At 67.5% G+C, this 18,813-nt stretch carries 14 protein-coding genes and 1 pseudogene; 7 read left to right on the top strand and 8 right to left on the bottom strand.

The window, feature by feature from the left end:
- Positions 1-97: 97 nt before the first annotated feature.
- Both SSPN_RS50750 and dapA read right to left on the bottom strand, forming a co-directional pair.
- Complete coding sequence (locus SSPN_RS50750) at positions 98-1,531, bottom strand: RraA family protein (protein WP_010694369.1); 1,434 nt, start codon at positions 1,529-1,531, stop codon at positions 98-100.
- The gene (gene dapA / locus SSPN_RS0110685) at positions 1,528-2,436 is read right to left on the bottom strand and encodes a 4-hydroxy-tetrahydrodipicolinate synthase (RefSeq protein WP_010694368.1); all 909 of its coding nucleotides are present in this window, start codon (positions 2,434-2,436) and stop codon (positions 1,528-1,530) included. Before dapA ends, SSPN_RS50750 begins: the two co-directional genes overlap by 4 nt.
- A 43-nt stretch (positions 2,437-2,479) precedes the next feature.
- On the opposite strand from dapA, the gene SSPN_RS43345 reads away from it, so the two are divergent.
- Positions 2,480-3,400, top strand: coding sequence for a LysR substrate-binding domain-containing protein (locus tag SSPN_RS43345; RefSeq protein WP_010694367.1), 921 nt, complete (start codon positions 2,480-2,482; stop codon positions 3,398-3,400).
- Here the strand turns inward: SSPN_RS43345 and SSPN_RS0110675 are convergent.
- From SSPN_RS0110675 to SSPN_RS59540, 4 genes are all read right to left on the bottom strand, one after another.
- Complete coding sequence (locus tag SSPN_RS0110675; RefSeq protein ID WP_044572811.1) at positions 3,387-4,721, bottom strand: MFS transporter; 1,335 nt, start codon at positions 4,719-4,721, stop codon at positions 3,387-3,389. The two genes, SSPN_RS43345 and SSPN_RS0110675, sit on opposite strands and share 14 nt — an antisense overlap.
- Positions 4,708-5,601, bottom strand: coding sequence for an amidohydrolase family protein (locus SSPN_RS0110670; protein WP_010694365.1), 894 nt, complete (start codon positions 5,599-5,601; stop codon positions 4,708-4,710). Before SSPN_RS0110670 ends, SSPN_RS0110675 begins: the two co-directional genes overlap by 14 nt.
- Positions 5,594-6,001, bottom strand: a complete 408-nt coding sequence (locus SSPN_RS0110665; protein WP_010694364.1) for a RidA family protein — start codon at positions 5,999-6,001, stop codon at positions 5,594-5,596. The genes SSPN_RS0110670 and SSPN_RS0110665 overlap by 8 nt, the downstream gene beginning before the upstream one ends.
- 185 nt (positions 6,002-6,186) lie before the next feature.
- Positions 6,187-6,570 carry a hypothetical protein gene (locus SSPN_RS59540; protein ID WP_010694363.1) on the bottom strand — a complete coding sequence of 128 codons (384 nt, stop codon included), beginning with the start codon at positions 6,568-6,570 and terminating at the stop codon, positions 6,187-6,189.
- Between the two features lie 262 nt (positions 6,571-6,832).
- Between SSPN_RS59540 and SSPN_RS63235 the strand changes: the two genes are divergently transcribed.
- From SSPN_RS63235 to yidC, 6 genes and pseudogenes are all read left to right on the top strand, one after another.
- Positions 6,833-7,024 carry a hypothetical protein gene (locus SSPN_RS63235; RefSeq protein WP_474716993.1) on the top strand — a complete coding sequence of 64 codons (192 nt, stop codon included), beginning with the start codon at positions 6,833-6,835 and terminating at the stop codon, positions 7,022-7,024.
- 63 nt (positions 7,025-7,087) lie between these two features.
- Entirely contained in the window at positions 7,088-7,228 is a 141-nt protein-coding gene (locus SSPN_RS58320) for a type I restriction enzyme endonuclease domain-containing protein (RefSeq protein WP_010694356.1), read from the top strand.
- 138 nt (positions 7,229-7,366) lie between these two features.
- Positions 7,367-13,243: a DUF4011 domain-containing protein gene (locus tag SSPN_RS0110640; protein ID WP_010694354.1), complete on the top strand. Its 5,877-nt coding sequence runs from the start codon at positions 7,367-7,369 to the stop codon at positions 13,241-13,243.
- A gap of 430 nt (positions 13,244-13,673) precedes the next feature.
- Positions 13,674-14,609: a hypothetical protein gene (locus tag SSPN_RS61550; protein ID WP_272941735.1), complete on the top strand. Its 936-nt coding sequence runs from the start codon at positions 13,674-13,676 to the stop codon at positions 14,607-14,609.
- A gap of 25 nt (positions 14,610-14,634) precedes the next feature.
- Positions 14,635-14,973, top strand: a pseudogene (locus SSPN_RS50740) (FAD-binding oxidoreductase); the annotation flags it as partial.
- A 181-nt stretch (positions 14,974-15,154) separates the two neighbouring features.
- A complete protein-coding gene (yidC, locus tag SSPN_RS0110620; RefSeq protein WP_010694348.1) occupies positions 15,155-16,210 on the top strand; it encodes a membrane protein insertase YidC in 1,056 nt (351 codons plus the stop codon).
- A 144-nt stretch (positions 16,211-16,354) separates the two neighbouring features.
- Here yidC and SSPN_RS0110615 read toward each other — a convergent pair whose 3' ends face one another.
- Positions 16,355-16,999 carry a class F sortase gene (locus tag SSPN_RS0110615; protein WP_010694347.1) on the bottom strand — a complete coding sequence of 215 codons (645 nt, stop codon included), beginning with the start codon at positions 16,997-16,999 and terminating at the stop codon, positions 16,355-16,357.
- Positions 16,996-18,339, bottom strand: a complete 1,344-nt coding sequence (locus SSPN_RS0110610; protein ID WP_010694345.1) for an MSCRAMM family protein — start codon at positions 18,337-18,339, stop codon at positions 16,996-16,998. The genes SSPN_RS0110615 and SSPN_RS0110610 overlap by 4 nt, the downstream gene beginning before the upstream one ends.
- Between the last annotated feature and the right edge of the window lie 474 nt (positions 18,340-18,813).

Raw genomic sequence — 18,813 nt, 5'->3', positions numbered from 1 at the left:
AGGGTAATCCGCGGTCTATCGCCGAATGGTCCGCACGACCATCAGGGGCACCCTCCAGGTGTGGGATGGGGCGGTTCCGGGGCATTTCCGGGGCCGTTCACGGGGTGGGGGGTCGTCGTGGTGTTGGGCCTGCCTCGGCCATGACGGATTTCGGTGTTTGTTCGATGGCGGTCATCATGGTGACGGTGCCGAGCCCGGCGTAGTTGGGTCCGCCGAGGCGGGCGATAGGCGCCAGCTCCGCGGTGTCGATCTTGCCGTTGCGGAGGAGACCCTCGCGCACGTGGAAGGCGACGACCTCACCGACGATGAATTCCGCTCCGGTGCGGCCGTATGCGGTCACAGAGTGGAGCCTGCATTCGAGCGCGATGGCGGCGCACGACAATCTGGGCACTGTGACCAGTTCGGAGTCGGTGGTCTCGAGTCCGAGCACCTTGGTTTCGCTTGTGGCGGGCGGGTGTTCGACCGCGCTCAGGTGGACGGCCTCGATCATCGATTCGTCGGGGATGTGCACGACGTACTCGCCCCGATCGTGGATGTTGCGCCCGGTGTCTTTGCGTTGGCCGGATTTCCGCCCGACGTTGATCCCGAGCATCGGTGGGGAGTTGGAGACGAAGGTGAAGCAGCTGAACGGGGCCAGGTTCACCACGTTGTCGGCCGACAACGTGGTCACCCATGCGATCGGGCGCGGCACGACGACGCCGGTGAGCAGGCGGTAGGTCTGCTCGGGAGTCAGCGAGCCGGGAAGGACGGTGGTCATTGGTGCGGCTCCCTGCCACTGTTGTTTCCGTCGGCTGTCTCGCGGTACTCGGCCAGCAGTTCGGCGGAGGCCGGGTACAGGCCATGCAACGACGCACCCGCCTCGGCCAGCAGTTCGGCGGAGGCCGGGGATCTCGCCGATGAACCGCTCGAGCCCCTCCTGGTCTGCGGCGTCGGCGGCTACGGTCTCGACGTACTCCCTCGGCACCACGATGACTCCGTCGTCGTCGCCGACGAGGACGTCGCCGGGGTAGACGGCGACGTCGCCACATCCGATCGGCACGTCCTGTTCGAGCACGCGCAGGTATGCCCTGCTGACGTTGGCCGTGGCCCCGGCCGAGTAGCACGGCAGCCCGGTCTCCGCGAGGCCCGCAACATCGCGCAAACCGGCGTCGGTGACGAGGCCGCAGGCGCCTCGCACCCGTAGTCGCTCGGCAAGGATGTCCCCGCCGGTGGCGGTGCGTGCTTGCCCGCGCCCGTCCACGACGAGAACGGCTCCAGCTGGGGTTGACTCGATCGCGTCGAACAGCGACAACCCTGCGGTGGGGCGGGTGCCGGGCAGCAGGCCGTCGAGGTCCTCCCGTGCGGGGATCGTCCGCAGTGTCCACGCGGCCCCGACCATGCGCTGTCCGGGACGCAGCGGGTGCACCCCCGCGAGGAATTGATCGCGCAGGCCCCGTTTCAGCAGCTGGCTGGCCACTGTCGCCGTGCTCACGGTGGCGAACAAACCCGCGAGTTCGGCAGGTACCGGTGCCCAGTTCGTCGTGCTTGTCATCGGGCGCGCTCCAGCAGGCCCCAGGATTCGGCTGCCGCCCGGACTTTTCGCTTGCCCGCCTCCGACAGCGGTACGAGCGGGGCACGCAGCGTCGGCCCGATCGCCCCGGCCTCGGACATCAGCCACTTGACCGCCGTCGGATTGGTCTCGGTAAGCACCACGTCATTGAGGTCGAGCAGCCGGAAGTGCAGTTCACGTGCCTGGTCCCAGTCACCTTCGGCGACGGCGTCGTAGAGCCGGGCGATCTCCTGGGGCACGAGGTTCGCGGTGACGCTGATGAAGCCGGCTCCGCCGATAGCCAGCAGCGGGAAGCACAGCGCCTCGAGGCCGGAGAACAGCAGGAACTCCGGTCCGGTCTCGCGGAGCACGAAGTTCGCGTGGGCGAAGTCTGGGCTCGCCTCTTTCATGCCGACGATGTTCGGTACGTCGCGCCACAGCCGTCCCACCGTCTCCGGCGCGATCTCCACGCCGGTGCGGGACGGGATGTTGTAGATCAGGATCGGGATGTCGACGGCGGCCGCGAGGTCGCTGTACCACGCGTAGAGACCGTCCTGGGTGGGCCGGGCGTAGTACGGCACGATGACGAGTGCGGCGTCGGCGCCTGCTTCGGCGGCTCGCCTGGTGATCGTGATGGTGTCCGGGAGTTGGTGGGTCCCGGTGCCGGGTACGAACGGCAGCCTGCCGTCCAGGGACTCGGAAGCCGCGTCGATCATCCGGAGGCGTTCGTCGAGGGTCAGCGCGCCGGGCTCGCCGGTGGTGCCGGTGACGGAGACGCCGTGGCTCCCGGCGTCGACGTGGTGCTCAATCAGGCGGCCGAGCGTGGGCAGATCCAGTGCGCCGTCCGTGTCGAACGGTGTCACCAACGGGGCGATCGATCCGCGCAGGCGGGTCGTCACATCAGCCATGAGGTGTTCCTCTCCGAAGGGGCGGGGTCTATACGATCGCGGCATGGACGTGGACGTCGCGGTGCTGCGGTCTTTCGTCGTACTGGCGGAGGAATTGCACTTCGCGCGTGCGGCCGTGCGCCTGCACATCGAGCAGCCCGCGCTCAGTCAGCGGATCAAGCGCCTCGAGCGGCGGATTGGCGTCCAGTTGTTCGTCCGCGACAGCCGCAATGTGTGTCTGACCCCGGCGGGGCAGGAGTTCGCCGTTGAGGTCGGCGATGTGCTGCACCGGCTGGACGCGGCAATCGGGCGCGCGGTTCGCACCGCCGACGGCACGCGTGGCACGATGCGGATTGCCTACACCCTCAGCGTCGGTTACGAAGCGCTGCCGGTGCTGCTCGGGCAGGCCGAACGGACGTTGCCCGACGTCACCATCGAGGCCGTTGAGCTGTGGGAGGCGGACGTGCTGGCCGGCGTTGTGCGCCGGGACTGGGACGGCGGATTCGTCCGTTACCACCCGGATCATCCGGAAGTTACGTCGCTGCTGATGCGACACGAGTCGCTGATCGTCGCCATGCCGGACACCCACCCACTGTCCGGGCGGAACGAGGTGCGGCTGGCCGAATTGCGCGACGAGCACTTCGTCACCACGCCCACCGAACTCGCACCTGGGTACCAGGCGCTGCTCGACGAAGTCTTCGACGCCGCCGGATTCGTCCCGCATACGGTGCGAAACACCGTACCCGGAAACCGGATCATGGCTCTGCAGCGCCGGAAGAACGCCGTGGCCCTGCTTCCGGCTTCGGCGGGGCTGACCCATCCCACGGGCATCGCCTTCGTCCCGGTCGTGGACGACTTCGCGCACTTGCCCGTGTGGCTCGTTCACCGGCACGACGCGGCGCCCCCTATGGTGTTCCTGGCCGAGACACTCCAGCTCGCGGCGCGTGACCAGGGTTGGCTCGTGCCTCCAGTCAGGTCTCGTTGAGGGCACCACGTGTCTCCCGTGCTCGTAGCGTCAGGGCCAGGAAGATCACGGAAAGGACCACGCTGATCACGATCAGCGTCGGGATGATCGCGGAGGCGTTCACACTCACCGCAGTCACCACAGTGGGCAGCATGCCGCTCAATCCGTAACCCACGTTCCAGGAGAACGCGGTCGCGGTGGACCGGATCTCCGTGGGGAAGAGCTCGTTGACGAAGATGATCAGCGGTGCGCTGATTGCTCCCGAGACCATCACCATGACCGCGCCGCACACCAGGAGCAGCCAGTCTGCGGGCCTGGTCGACATCACGAAGTACATCGCCGGGATCAGCACCAGGCTGGCCGCGCCGGAGACGAGGAAGACCTTCCTGCGTCCTACGCGTTGGCTGAGGTGCCCGCACGCCACGGCGACCGCCGCGGAACCGACGACGTTGACGATGAGGAACAGGCTGGCGGAGTCCTGCGACATCATCAGTACCTGCTTGTAGACCGTGGGCAGGATGCCGGTGGTGAGGTAGTAGGGGGCCGAGGCGGTGAACACGATGGTGACGCTGGCCAGCGTGACGGCACGCCAGCGACGGCTGAAAAGCGCGCGGCCGGGCCGGACGCGTGACACGGCGGAGGCGCGTACGACGTGGCGAGCGAGCCACGTTGGCGACTCTTCGACCCTGCGCAGGACGAGATAGTTGATCAGCGAACCAGCCAGCGCGACGACGAAGAGCACACGCCAGCCCCAGTTCGCGAACCCCGCCTGGCCCAGCACTGCGACGAGGACGATGACCTCCAGGTTGATCACCACGACGGCCAGGCTCGCGCCACCACCTTTGATCAGTCCCGCCGCCATGCCACGCCAGCGCTCGGGGAGCGTCTCCGTTGCGAGCGTGTGGGTCGAGGCAGTGATTCCTCCGACGAACAGCCCTTGCACGATGCGCAGGGCGACGAGCAGCACCGGTGCGGCTACCCCGATCGAGGCCACGCCTGGAAGCACGCCCATGAGGGCTGTCGAGACGCCGGCGCCGAGAACGGACAGAACCATCGCCGGCCTGCGCCCGGTCCGATCGGCGAACGAACCGAACGCCAGTGCGCCGAGCGGGCGGACGATGAGGCTGACCGCGAACGCGGCGTACGTGGCGGTGAGCCCGACCAGCGAACCGGCCTTGGCGGGGAAGAAGGCCGCCGATACGTAGGACGCGACGTGCAAGATCACCAGCAGGTCGTACATGTCAACGGTCCAGCCCAGCACGGCCGCGCTGAGGGCCTTCCGGTGTGTCCGCGACAGTCGGTCGGAACGCGGGGGCGCCGTAGTCACGTCAGGCTCGCTCATCGTGGTCACCGCCAGGAAAGCCGAAGAGTCGCTGCGGGTTGGTGACCAGGATCTGGTCGCGCACCGCCGGGTCCGGCGCGTAGCGGGCTAGCAAGTCCAGCAGTTCGCCGTCGTTGGGCACCGGTCCGGGATGCAGCGGATGGGGCCAGTCGGTGGCCCACAGAATTCGCTCGGGCGCTCGCTCGACGTAGGCGCGCGCGTAAGCCGTCGCGTCGTCCCACGGGTACCCGGCGACTGACCGGCGGTCGCCGTTGGACAGCATCACCCACCAGTTGCCGCGCCCCAGAAGTTCCAGCACATGCTGGAAATGCGGGTCGTCGAGCCCGTGGCGGTACTGCAACGGTCCCATGTGGTCGATCACGACGTCGGCCTCGACATCTGCGAGCAGCGGGGTGATGTTCCGCGGGTCGACGCCGTTCATGTGGAGCTTGAGGTGCCATCCCAGCGGCACCACCCGCTCGGCGGTCCGCCGCACCTGCTCGGGCGCGGGGAGGGCGTTTTTCAACTTCGGGTGGAAGTTGAAACGCGCGCCACGGACGCCGGCCTCGTGCATCCTTCCCAACTGCTCGTCGTCGACCGAGTCGTCGACGACGCCGCAGCCCTGGTAGGCGGGTCCAGCGATCCGCAGAGCCTCGATCAGCGCACTGTGGTCGGTGCCGTAGGCGGTCGACTGCACGATGACGCCGCGGTCGATCCCGAGGGTTTTGTGCATGCGCAGCATTTCCTCCACGGTTGCCTGGTATACGACATAGGCCGCATCTGGCCTGGTGGGGAACCGTTCCGGATCGCCGAAGATGTGCACTTGGCTGTCGCACGCCCGAGGCGGGGACGGTAACTGAGGTTCACGCGGCTGCGCGTCGAACAGGGCGTAGTCAGGCATCTCCGCCCCCGTCTCCCGCAACCAGTGCGAGAACCTCGCACTGGACAAGAATGTGCGGGCGGGTGGTCCCGATACTCACCTGGCGAGCGGGTCGGGAGGACGGATCGGGGAACAAGGCGCACCATTGCCTGTTCAGCTCGTCGCGGTCCTCCGGTGACGAAATCCGGACCGAAAACTTGAGTACGTCGTCGAGCGATCCCCCGGCAGCGGTGAGAATCGCCGCGACCCGATCGAACATCGCGGCGACCTGGTCGCCGAACCTCGCCGGGAAATCGTCCGGGTCGCTTCCGCTGCCGCCGCCGTGCACGGCACCGGTGGTGACTAGGCCACCGAGCTGGCAAGCCGCTGGAATCGGGTTCTCATGCGAGAAGCCATCGACATAGATGCTTCGCCTGTTCACTACACGGACTCCTTCGTCCGAGGCGGATCAGAACACAGCCGACAGTAAGTAGCTCTGACCCGCGCTATCAAACGAATCTTGACCAAGATCCATGCATCAGATGCATGGATCCAGCTGCTCGAGCACAGCGTCAGATCTTGATCAACTGGGTGGGAAACGATGTACGTGAACTCAATTCAGCTTCACTAGTGGTACGGCGGTCGGCGACGTTCTGCACCGTCAGACTTGTCCGGCGCCTTGGGCGCCGTTGTCCAAGTGCCGGTACGAACCGCGCCGGGGGCACTCACCTTCGCAGGCAGAAGGATTTGATCAAGCTTTTCGCCTCTCCCAAAGGCCCTCGCTTCGCACGGCGGTTGGACGCGGTGCTGTTCGAGACGGCCGATCGCTACGGCGTTCTCGACGAGAGCAGGGCCGTCCTCGCCATCGACTGCTTCGCGTTGCAGCACCGGCTGTCCGATGGCCGTACCGTGCTCGAACGGTTCGTCGCGCGGCGACCGCCGCCGCGCGACGACGAGCGGGAGATGCTGCTCGGGTGGCACGACGTCGTCGAGTCGTGTTTCGAAGTTCACCCGGTTCGACGGGGACGCCGTCCTGCTACACAACCTCGTCGACGATATGGCCTACGGCGTCTATTCGAGCATGGGACGAAAGGCGCTCACCGAGAACCTGAAGAAGGCGCTCGTCGAACACACACAGAGTGACCAGCAGGACCAGACGCTTGGCCGTGATATGGACCGCGTAGGTGAGGGCTTGGATAGTCAAGCTTGACGAGGCTGATCGCGAGGCCAGGGGGCGGCCCATCGCGGCCGAGGCGAGCATCTACCTTTCCAACTGGCCGCATCGGTCGTCGATGCTGACGAGATCACCGACACCCACGCGGAGGCAGGGCTCGGGCAGCTCGACATCACCCAGCTGAATGCGGAGTACCTGCGCCGGCTTCGGGACTCCGAGACCCCGCACCTTACTGTTGAGGCGTTTGTGCAGGCTCATCCAACAGAAGATGCGCGAGGTTACCCGGCATAACATGGTGCGTCGGGACAGCTTCGCCGAGAAGCTGGAAGACCTGATGATCCGCTACATGAACCGGTGCGGGCGAAACTGCGGTCCGTCATCCGCCGAGTCCTGGCCAAGTTCGAGTACCCGCCGGACGAAGAGCGGGAGGCGGTGGATCTCGTCATCAAGCAGGTGGAGACCTTCGCCAACGAGTGGGTGCCCAAGTCCTTGTAGTTGACTGATAGGAGGCCGCGCGTGGACGTGGTTTCCGGCGCGGTCGGTAACGGGTGTGTCCTGTTTGTCGAACTAAAGTCAGTGACGTCGACGTGCTGCCATCTGGGGAGTACGTTGCCTATTCCGATTGTGAGCGCAATGAGCCATTCGGTCTTCCACTCGTCCAGCGGTGAGAACGAGCGGTTGCGGGTCGAGTTGTTGCATCCATCCGCGATGTACTACGCGTTGGTGCACAACAGGGTTCCGGTGGTGCACCATCTCCGGGTCGAGAACTGCGGTGACGTTGCGATCGAACAGGTCGAGGTCATGCTGGAGCTCATCGGGCCGGACGGACCGCTCGCCGAGCCGTGGACCCGCGCTGCGGTGACCGTGCCCGCTGATGGGGTGGTGAGCTGGGACGACTTCCGCGAGTTCGCCCCGGACGCATCGGCGTTGAAGAGCGCCGACGAAGCGTTTCCAGTCACCTATCGCGTCGCCGTGCGAATCGGGGATGGGGCTGACCTCGAACTGTCGGTTCCGTCACGGGTGCTCGCCCACAACGAATGGCTGAGCGCTCCGGCGCTCTACGAGTCGATTTCCGCTTTCGTGCAGCCCAACACCGCTGCTGTGCAGCAGGTGCTGCGGGCAGCCGGAGCGCTGCTCCAGCGAGAGACCGGCTCCAGCTCGCTGCAGGGCTACCAGGCCGGTCCGAAGCGCGCGATGCAGATCGGTGCCGCCATCTATGAGGCGCTGCGCGAGCACGCGATCACCTACGTCGGGATGCCGGCATCCTTCGAAGACACTGGGCAGAAGGTCCGCACCACTGCGGAGGTGCTGCGCGACCGCGTGGGCAACTGCATCGACCTGTCGGTTACCTACGCGGCTTGCCTGGAGGGAGCTGGGCTGCACCCATTGATCTGGATCGTGCGTGGTCATGCGTTCGGCGGGTTCTTCCTCAACGAGGAACGGCTGCCGGAGAGCGTGTCCCTAGAACCGGCACAGATGATCAACGTAGTCGAATCCGCCAAGGCGGTCGCCGTCGAGCTCACCGGGATCGGCCCGGGTGCGGACTCCGTTGACTTCGCTGAGGCAGTTCGGCTGGGCCGCGCCCACCTGCGGGGTCCGCGCGACCTCCACGGCATGGTCGACGTCCATCTCGCGCACCGCTGCGACATCCGGCCGATGCCTTCGGCGGATCCCGTGGCCCCAGATGCCCAGGCGCCGCCATCAGTGGGGCAGAGCCGTCTCGCCCTTCCAGACGAGCTGCTCGCCAGCGGTGCGCTAGATGACCAGGAGAACCTCGAACAGCAGGCCACCACCAGCGATGCACCACCGCGGATCGGAGCTTGGCGGCGAGCACTGCTCGATCTGAGTTTGCGCAACCCTCTGCTAAAGCTCCCCAAGAGCGGCAAAGGATTAGACCTGCACGTACCTGTCGGGTCGCTCAAAGACCTAGATGATTTGGTGCACACGGGAAAGCCACTCGACATCGTGGCGCAAGACATCCTCGGCGGTGTGCAGGAGCTGCAGGGTGTGCGGCGCGCGCAAGAGCTTCCAGACGAGATCGTGGCAAACGAACTCGTCGCCGATCGCCGCGTCTATGCCTCGGTGACCCAGGCGCGCTACGTCGACCGCATGCGGGAGTTGCAGCGCGCGGCGCGGACCGTGGAGCAGGAAACCGGCAGCAACTACCTGTACCTCACCCTCGGTTCGATGGTGCACCCAACTCCAAGCGGTGAGGCGCACGCACCACTGTTCGTGCTACCGGTGCGCATCGAGGGCGGCACCGGACGCCGGCCTTACACGCTGGTCGTCGACGGTGACGAAATCGCAGCGCCCAACCACTGCCTGGTGCAGTGGCTGCGGCAGAAGCACGGTGTCGAGATTTCCGTGCTGCAAAACCCGATCCTCGACAAAGCTGGCATCGACATCGGCGCATCGCTGCGCGCGATACGGAAGGGCCTCGTCGACAACAACCTCAACTTCCGGATCGACGAGACTGCGAGCCTGCGGCTGCTGGAATTCTCCACGTTCCAGATGTGGCGTGATCTGACGCAGCACTGGGAGACCTTCATGCGGAACCCGCTGGTGCGGCACCTGGTGGAGAACCCTGGTCGGCCGATGGGCGCTGCCACGCAAGCCGCGGTGGAGATCGACGAGACCGAGCTCTTCCTGCCGATCGCCGCGGACGGCTCGCAAATGCGGGCTGTCGCACTCGCTGAGCAAGGCCACTCCTTCGTGCTGGAAGGACCGCCCGGTACCGGGAAGTCCCAGACGATCACTAACCTGATCGCCCATGCCGTGGCCGCTGGCAAGACAGTGCTGTTCGTCGCCGAGAAACAAGCCGCGTTGGACGTGGTAAAGCGGCGGCTCGCCGCACTCGGACTCGACACCTTCTGCCTGGACGTGCACGGCCGAAAGCAGTCCCAGCGCAGCATCCGCCAGCAGCTCAAGGCCGCTAAAGAGCGGCAGGTACCCAGACATCCCCACGAGTGGAGCGCGCTGACCGCCAAGTTCCGGTCCAGGGTCACCGCGTTGCAGCATTACCCCGAGCAGCTGCACGACACCAACGGCGCTGGATTCTCGGTCTGGTCCGGTTATCAGGCGAAGTTGGCGCACGGCGATGGCCCCGCGGCGGTCGTTCCGCCGAGCTACTTCTCGCTTCCCGAGCAGCAGCGCCGGGCTGTTGAGGCCGCCGCGCGCGACCTGCCCAGTGCAACGCGCTCCGCGCGGCTGAGGCCGCAGCACCCGTGGTCGATCAGCGGGCGTCGCGACGTGGCGGGATCGGACGCTCAAGCTGTCCTTGCCGCCGCACGGGAGCTTGAGGACGTGCGGCAGTGTTTCGCACGGCTACCGGAGACGTTGCGGCATCAGATCAGTGCGCTGCCAAATCCGTTGCAGCTAGGGCAGGTTATCGAGGCAGCCCGGCTCGCCAGGGCAGGAAGGCTCCCGGACGCCAGCCGGACCGCGGCGGCCGCGCAACCCGGATGGGACGGCGTCGTGCAGGGTGCGGTGCGGGCGGTCAGCCTGTTCCAGCAGCAGCACCGGGAAGCACTCGCGACGTTCCGGCCGGAGTTTTTCGTGCATCCCGCCTTCGACGGCCTCCAAGCCCAGGCGGCGGAAGCTGATCGTGGGCTTTTCGGCAAGAAGAAGCGCCGCGTGGCTCTGGTCGATGGCCTGCGGGGACACCTGGCTCCGAACGCGGAGCTCGACGAGGCGACCGTTCTCGCGAAACTTCAAGTCGCGGCTCAAGCAAGGCAGGCCGCAGCTGAAGTCGCACACAACACCCGTGCGGTAAATGGGCTGTTGTTGCCGCCGTCGTGGTTGCCGACCCGCCCGGACGCAGCGGCAGCGGTGCAGTATGAACACCGCGCACTGCAGGTGTCGCGAGAAGCCCGTCACCGACTTCCAGGCGTGTGGGAGGCACTCAGCAGGCTCGGCGCGCACGTCCCGGCCGAGGAGTTGGCACGATTCATCGGCGCTTGGCAGCACTGGATGCAGCTGCTCAACACCACCGACGAGGAATTCTCCCGCTGGGCGACGGATTCCGGCTGGGCGACTTCCTGGGAGCGTGACGGCCACGGCTGGGTTTCCGAACTCGGCAGCGGCCTGGTCGCGATCCAGCGGTGGGGAGTTGTACTCGCGCACACCGATGTGCTCAAGGACGCAGGGCTGTCCGAATTCCGCGCTCGGATCCTCGCCGGCGAAGTCCGGTCCGCGGAGATCGAGATGGCAGTCCTCCGCGGCATCGCTGCGTCCGCAGTTGCCGAACGTCTGCACACCAGCGAGCTGGAGTACTTCGACGCGGAGACCCACCAGCAGCAGGTAGCCGACTACCTCGAACTCGGCGACGAGATCCGCGATCGCCTTCCACAGCAGATCGCTGCCACGCTCGTCAACGCATCGCAGCGGGATCTTGCGTTCCGGGATCGCGCTGGGGAGCTGCTGCGGCGCTTGGGGGCCCGCAATGATCGGCTTTCGTTCCGGGAAGCCGTGGTCCAGTACTCCGATGTCATCAACCGGCTGACCCCGTGCCTGCTGATGAGCCCGGCGTCGGTGGCAGCTTTCCTGGAGCCAGGGGACATCGACTTCGACATCGTCGTGTTCGACGAGGCTTCGCAAATCCGCGTTGCGCAGGCAATCGGTGCGATGGGGCGCGGGAAGGCGGTTGTCGTGGTCGGTGACTCCAAGCAGATGCCGCCCACCAGCGTCATGCAGGCCAGCAATGCCGAGGAGCCGGCAGATCCCACAGTGCCAGCGGACCTCGACAGCATCCTCTCCGAGTGCATCGAGTCCGGGCTGCCCCGGGAGTTGCTGACCTGGCACTACCGCAGCACCGACGAGTCGCTCATCGCCTTCTCCAACCGGCATTATTACGACGGCAAACTTGCCAGCCTGCCCGCGCCGGGCGGGGACGAGTCCGTGGGGATCGTCTGGCGGCGGGTGGACGGGCACTTCGAGTCGGGCGGTAGCCGGACCAACGTCGTCGAGGCCAGGGCAATCGTTGCGGAGATCTCCCGGATCCTCGCCGACCCGCGCACCGCCGACCGGTCGATCGGGGTCGTCACGTTCAACATCCAACAGCGGGACCTGGTCCTGAACCTGCTGGAGGGCAGCGATGACGTGCGAATCCAGCAGGCGCTATCCCGCGGCGGCAACGAGGAACTGTTCGTCAAGAACCTGGAGAACGTGCAAGGTGACGAACGGGACGTGATTCTGTTTTCGCTGGCGTTCTCCCCGGACCCCAAGACCGGTCGAGTCCGGCTGCAGCTCGGTCCGCTGATCAACGCCGGCGGCGAGCGGCGCCTCAACGTCGCGGTGACCAGGGCACGCTCGCAGGTGATCGTGTTCAGCTCGTTCGACCCGGAGCACATCGACCTCACGGCCACCAAGGCCGCTGGTATCCACCACCTGCGCGCCTACCTGGAGGTAGCAGCCCGGGGCTTGCACACTTCCGGCGATCTCACCGGCCGCTCGGGTCGCGCGAACCTCGACCGGATCACCGAGGAGATCGCCGCTGCCATCCGGGCCCGCGGTCACGAGGTGGAAGCACATTACGGGCTGTCGCACTTCACGGTGGACATTGCGGTGCGCTCGCCTGGCCAGCGGAGCTGGCAGGTGGCAGTCCTGCTCGACAGCCCGGAGTGGGCCGCACGCCCGACGTTGGCCGACCGCGACGCAGCACCGCGACTGCTCACCGACGTGATGAACTGGTCCGAAGTGGTGCGGGTCTGGTTGCCGCAGTGGATGACCGATCGAGACGGCGTTCTCGGCCAGATCGATCAGGCCGTGGCCGCCTCGTCAGCGCTACCTGAGCCAGCGCCGGTCGAGGACTCCCCGGTACTGGACGTGCAATGGCCCACTCAGACTGAGGAACCGGTTAAAGAGCCGACGGTCGAGGCTGTGCCGATCATAGAGGTCGAAGTGGATCGACCGGCCCTGCGCGGCGCTGTGACGACTCCCGACGCCACCGAACCCAATCCCGGCACGGCCGACGAGGAGTTCGTTCCATTCGAACCGACTTCGGTCGGTACCCGCGAGCTGCTTGACGACTTGGCGCACGACAAATTCGTGCAACTGCTGGTGCAGGAATGTATGGACAAGGTGATCGCCTGCGAGGGACCGATCGAGATCGACCGACTGATGAGGCTGGTCGGCAAGTGCTTCGAACTGCAGAGGCTACGTGCTGACCGCAGTCATTTGATGCAGCGGTTTCTACCGGATCGGTACCGCGTCACTGGCCGTTCCAACACCAGGTTCGTCTGGCCCGACCACTACGATTCGGCGACCTGGCGCGGCTTCCGGCGCAACTCCAAGCAGAACGGCCGGAAGTTCAACGAAATCGCACCAGAGGAGATCGTCAACGCGATGCGCCACGCGCTCGACGCCGGATCTGCCAACGACACCAAGCAGGTCTATCGGAGGGCGCGAGAACTGCTGGGCTACGGCAAGACCACTGAGGCGATGGAGCACGTCCTGGCGGAGTCGCTGGCTTGGGGAATTACCGAAGGACGCCTGCCGAAGCCTCCCGCGTGAACTTCTCCAGGCCGGCAGTTTCCGCTCTGACCGGGAAACGACCGGCGTCCGGGAGGAACCTTGCGCCAGATTGGCAGGCCGGTTCAGTTTTGCCTGGTCAGGGCGGCTGTGGTGCGTGTCATCGGGCACGCGGGGACTTGGGGGTTTCGCCCCGGGGCGAAACCCCGGGACAATGCGCGGCCATGACGGCCTATGAGCCTGTAGATCCCCGAGCCGGTGACCCGGGGCGGGCGGGGCCCGGAGGCCCGGACCGACCGGGACCGCCACCCGGCCCGCCGCAGGGTGGCCCGCCGCCGGGACCGCCCCCACCGGGCCGACCGCAGCCTCCACCAGGGCCGCCACCGCAGGGCGGCCTGCCGCCGGGCCCCCCCCGCCCCCCCCCCAGCCGATGCCACCCGGCCCTCGACCGGGAGGACAGCAGGGCGCGCCGATGGGCGGCCAGCCGGGCACGCCGCCGCCGGGCCAGCCGCCGCCGGGCCTCCCGGGACCGCCGCCCGGTCCGCATGGCGGTCAGCAAGGTCCGCCGCCGGGACAGCCGGGCGTGCCCCTCGGCGGTCAGCCACGTTCCCCGCAGGCAGGTCCGCCTGGCCAGCAAGGGCCGGGGCAACTGGGCCAGCCGGGAATGCGGCAGCCCGGGCACCCGGTGCCGCCGATGCCTGGCGGCCCGCAGGACTTCCAGCAAAGTGGCGCACCGGCCGGGACTACGCCGATGGGCCAGTCGACGCCGGTCGGGCCGCAGCCGGTCCAGCAGCCTCCCACCAACCAGTACCCGGCGACGCGCGTCCAGCAGCACCTGGACGCCGAGCAGCCCGAGCCCTTCCGCGACCCGGGCACGCTCCGCGACCCGGACGCGGACCGCTACCGGGATCCCTACCAGGACCGCTACCGCGACGATCCGTACGACGACCGCCACCGCGACCCATACCATGATCGCTACCCGGATCCCGAGCCCTACGACGACCGCTACCGCGACGATCCGTACGACGACCGCTACCGGGAGCGGGATCGCCACCGCGACCCGGACCCGTATCCGGACCGGCACCGTGATCGCGACTACGACGACCGCCGGAGCCGCGGCGTTCGGTTCCGGGGCCCCAGCGCCGACACGATCGGTCGCCTCATCCAGGTGCTGACGGCGTTGATCTCGCTGGTCTTCGTGCTGCACATCATCTTCGTTTTGACCGGCGCCAACCAGGACAACGACTTCGTCGCGTTCACCTACGGGACCGCGAAGTTCTTCGTGCTCGGGCTCGGGGACGTGTTCACCCCGGGCGACGCCACGATCGGCGTGATCCTGAACTACGGCCTAGCGGCGCTGATCTACCTGTTCGCGGGCCGGATCGTCGCCCGCGCCTTGAAGCGGTAAACAGCGGTCAACGACGCTTTGGGCAACGTGTGCGCGCCTCGCCGACCGGTACCCGGAGATCGCGCCGATCGAGCTTGGCCACTACGGCGACGGTGGGCTGCACCTGGTCCTGCCGCTGCGCGCGAGCATCGCCGCCGACCCCGAGGCGGTCGATGCCGTGCGCCGACTCGTCTCCGACACGGCGGTGCACGACCACCGCGGCACCTTCAGCGCCGAGCACGGAATCGGGCCGAAGAACGCCCATATGTACCGCCGCTACGTTCCGGAGGACGTGCGGGAGCTGTCGGCGGTGCTGAAGCGGCGGTTCGACCCGGACGGCATCCTCGGTTGGTCGCTGGCCTCACCGGGCCGGGTGAACAGGTGAAACGGGGGTCGAGCCCGGCGCGCGGGCGGCTTGAGCCGCGCCACATTTCCAGGGGCGGCGGCCGGGCGATGGCCGGGCATGGCACCCTTGGTATGGCTGTTCCTGCATTTCGCGACGGGTATGGCTGCGCACGTACGCCCCGGTAGCGCCGGATAGCCGGGCCATGACCAGGAGTGGCTGAGTGGAAAGTTTCTTCTCCTTCATCCTCTACCCGGTGTCGGCGATCTTGTGGTTCTGGCACAAGGTCTTCGGCACCGTGCTCGGGCCGGACAACGGTTTCGCCTGGGCGCTCTCGGTGTTCTTCCTGGTGTTCTCGCTGCGCGTGGTGCTGCTGAAGCCGGCGATGAGCCAGCTGCGCGCGGGCCGCAAGATGGCGAAGTTCGCGCCGCAGATCCAGAAGCTGCGCGAGAAGTACAAGGGCGATCGCCAGCGCATGGCGCAGGAGATGCAGAAGCTGCAGTCCGAGCACGGGGTGAACCCGCTCGGCGGCTGCCTGCCAGCGCTGCTGCAGATCCCGGTGTTCCTGAGCCTGTTCCACGTCCTGCGGAACTTCACGCCGACCGCGCAGAGCAACTTCGTCTTCGACCGGGCGGGCGTCGAGTCGTTCGTCAACGCCAACATCTTCGGCGCCAAGCTGTCGAACTGGATCACCCAGCCGGCGGACCAGCTCGCGCTGTTCGGCACCGACCGGACGTCCATGATGATCGTCGGCATCCCGCTGATGCTCATCGCCTCGGTGGCCACCTTCTTCACCATGCGGCTCTCGGTCAAGAAGCAGACCGACGCCGCGATGGCCAACCCGCAGTCGGCAATGATGGCCAAGTTCATGATGTACATCGCGCCGGTCGGCGCGATCATCTCGGGCTGGTTCCTGCCGATCGCGGTGCTGCTGTACTGGCTGGCCAACAACGCCTGGACGCTGGGCCAGCAGCACTTCCTGACCAAGAAGATCGACCACGAGCAGGAGCGGGAGAAGGAAAAGGAGATCGAGGCCAAGAAGTCCGCGCCGCGTCCGAAGCCGGGCCAGAAGCCGGTGCGCCCGGAGGCCAAGGCCGCTGACGCGGAGTCGGAGGCGGAGGCGGAACCGGCCGCCGCGACGACGGGCGGCCAGCAGGCGACCAAGAGCAGCAGCAACGGCCAGCGGCTGGGAGGTCGGCCGGGCGGCAAGAAGAGCCAGCCGAAGAACCGGCCGGGCAAGCAGGCAGCGGCGTCGAAGAAGGGCAAGAAACGCCGGTGAGTCCGCAATTTCCATTGAAATTGCAGACTCAATTTCCATTGAAATTGCGGTCAAACGGAACGTGAGTTCCGTGATCCGGAAGAAGTGGCGAAAGGGTCGGTGGGCGGGAAGCCCCACCGGCCCTTTCGCGTGTTCGGCTGCGGCTTACGCCGGGGTGGCGACGACGATGCGGTTGTCGTCGTAGCCGAGGTCGCCGCCGACGTAGCGACCGCCGCAGGTCACCAGCACCAGCCGGTGCGCACCGCCCTGGCCGAACAGCTCGCGGGCCCGGGCCGGCAGATCGTCCTTGTGCACGGTGACGACCTCGGACACCTGGTAGCGCCATTCCCGGCCGCCGTCGTCGACGACGGTGACCTGCTCGCCGGACCGCGATTCCCACAGCTCGGAGAACGGGCCGACGGAGCCCTTCCAGTTGACGTGCCCGGCGAGCACCGTCGCACCCTTTGGCGCGTCCAGGCCCGCGCCCCACCAGGTGGCCTCGGCGATGCCGTCCGGCACCGGCAGGGTCCCCGAGCGGTCGATCTCCTTGCGCACGAGCTCCGCTGTGCCGCCCTGCGGCAGCCGGATCGTGCCCGGCGGCTGCCCGACCGGCACGTGCACCGGTTGGGCGGGGAGCGCCCGCGGCGCAACCGCCGCGGCGTGCGGGGCCTCCGGTGCGGCTGGGGAGACCGGGTAAACCTGCTTCTCGGTGCTGGTGAACAGGCCGCCAGCGATCATGGCCACCGTGGCGACCAGTGCGATTACCCCGGCTGCGACCAGCGTGAACAGGGAACGTCGACGCGTGCTCACTGCTGTCGGCCCGCCCCGATCCGCCGCCGCACGGCGACCGTGCCGAACGCCGCGACCAAGGTCAGACCCGCCAGCCCGCCCAGCAGCCCGGCGGGCGTCCCGCCTTCGGCCGGGGTCGGGTCACCGGCCGGGATGTGGATCGGCACGGTGGGCGTGTTCGGCTTGTTGGTCAGGCTCAGCTGCAGCGTCTCGCCCGGCTTGAGGGTGCCGGTCACCGACGGCGGGTTCGCCTCGTCGAAGGCCTCCTCGTAGCCCTTCGCGGGCGCGATCTCCGTCAGCTTGATGCCCTGCGGGGTGCGCAGGCCGGGCACCGTCGCGGTGCCGTCCGCACCGGTTACCAACACGAGCGGCTGCCCGTCTTCGCCGAGCAGCGGAGTGCCGTCTTGGCGCAGCGTGGGCGAGCCGTCGGCGGCGGTCACGCGCAGCGAGACACCGGCGATGCCCGCCTGGCTCTCCTCGTCGAGCTTGCCGACGTGCACCGCGCCGGGCGCGGTCACCGCGGTGCCAGTGGCCTCGACGGAAAGCTCCTGCTCGCCGCCTGTGGACACGACGCGCTGGGTCGTCTCGGGCTGGTTGACGGCCTGCCGCACGTAGGGCCGTTCGGCGGGCGCGGACAGCTTGCCGGTGATCTTCGGGTTCGGGCCGGTCGGGGTGACCTTCAGCGCAAGCGGGCTGCCGTCCTTCGGCGTCGTGACGACACCGTCGGCGTTCAGGCCCTCGACTTCCGCGTCGGTCACCGCGAGCTCGACGGGGACGCCGCCGACGCCCTCGCCGTCGGCGCGCTGCACCACGAGGCTCCAATCGGCGGCCTGGCCGATGGTCTGCTCGCCGTCGGGGGCGGTGAGCTCGGCCTTCCAGGGGCCCCGGTTCGCCGCGGCCTCCGCCTTGAGCCCGTCAACAGCGGTCTTCGCGCGCTCCGGCAGCTTGGCGTAGTGGGCGTCGACGTCGTAGGCGATCCTGGAGAAGTCCTTGGTCGGATCCAGGTCCGACTGGTTGCGCGGCGCCGCAGTCCACGAGTGCAGCAGGTGCGCCAGCGCGGCGGCCTCGTCCGGGGACTGCGTGTTGCCGTAGCGCAGCAGCAGGTACGAGATGTTCGCCGCCACGTCGTCCGGGATCTTCGTGCCCCATTTGGTCTTGAGCTCGTCGCCCGGCTGGTACTCCTCGCCGCTGTCCGGGGCGGTCAGCGCGAATTGCACGCACCAGACCTGCTGCCCGTTGACGAGGTAGGAGCCCAGCCAGTCGCGGGCCCGCTCCCGCCCGCCGTAGGGCTGACCGGGCCGCAGCTCGTGTCCGATCGCCTCCTGGGGGTCGGCGCTCGCTGCGCCGGGGGTGGCGAGCAACGTGCAGCACGGCGGTGCCCAGCACCGCCGTGAGCCATTTCCTGAACATGTGCATTCAGCTCCAGTTCCGGTGGTGGAGGTGAGAGACGCCGCGTGCTCGTTCTCCGAACCCCGACCAGGAGCACGGGTCGCCTCACGCGATGATTCCGATCACGGAGCGTGTCTACAAGGGGTCATTAGGCGGACCTTCTCGGTTACGCAACGCCGAAGATTACGCACGCATCGTTTGCTTCGATCACCTGTTGAGCCCTGCCGCGGGCGGCGCGGCGGAGCCGGGCGCTCACGGGTTGCAGCGGCGGCGATCGGTTGGCAACGCTTGGTGACCGTTACTGTTCGCGAAATCGATATCTAGTAGTGCCCCACCGCGGTGGGGATCAGCGAGATCGAACGGTAAAATCGGCTTTACCGAAACGGGAACCGGTCAACGCCCCCGATCGTTGTTCCGAGTGACGGCGCAAGCACGCCCCAGGAGGA

Origin of the sequence: Saccharopolyspora spinosa NRRL 18395 (assembly GCF_000194155.1) — a bacterium.
In the GTDB taxonomy this organism is placed as follows: Bacteria; Actinomycetota; Actinomycetes; order Mycobacteriales; family Pseudonocardiaceae; genus Saccharopolyspora; species Saccharopolyspora spinosa.
Note: the sequence above shows the minus strand (reverse complement) of the source record. Positions and strands in the feature narration are given on the sequence as shown.

Bases quoted from the DNA above. Each gene is read 5' to 3' on its own strand.
- SSPN_RS50750 (WP_010694369.1), bottom strand. From the start codon at position 1,531: ATGACAAGCACGACGAACTGGGCACCGGTACCTGCCGAACTCGCGGGT.
- SSPN_RS0110640 (WP_010694354.1), top strand. From the start codon at position 7,367: ATGAGCCATTCGGTCTTCCACTCGTCCAGCGGTGAGAACGAGCGGTTG.
- SSPN_RS0110670 (WP_010694365.1), bottom strand. From the start codon at position 5,601: ATGCCTGACTACGCCCTGTTCGACGCGCAGCCGCGTGAACCTCAGTTA.
- SSPN_RS43345 (WP_010694367.1), top strand. From the start codon at position 2,480: ATGGACGTGGACGTCGCGGTGCTGCGGTCTTTCGTCGTACTGGCGGAG.
- dapA (WP_010694368.1), bottom strand. From the start codon at position 2,436: ATGGCTGATGTGACGACCCGCCTGCGCGGATCGATCGCCCCGTTGGTG.
- SSPN_RS0110675 (WP_044572811.1), bottom strand. From the start codon at position 4,721: ATGAGCGAGCCTGACGTGACTACGGCGCCCCCGCGTTCCGACCGACTG.
- SSPN_RS61550 (WP_272941735.1), top strand. From the start codon at position 13,674: ATGGGCGGCCAGCCGGGCACGCCGCCGCCGGGCCAGCCGCCGCCGGGC.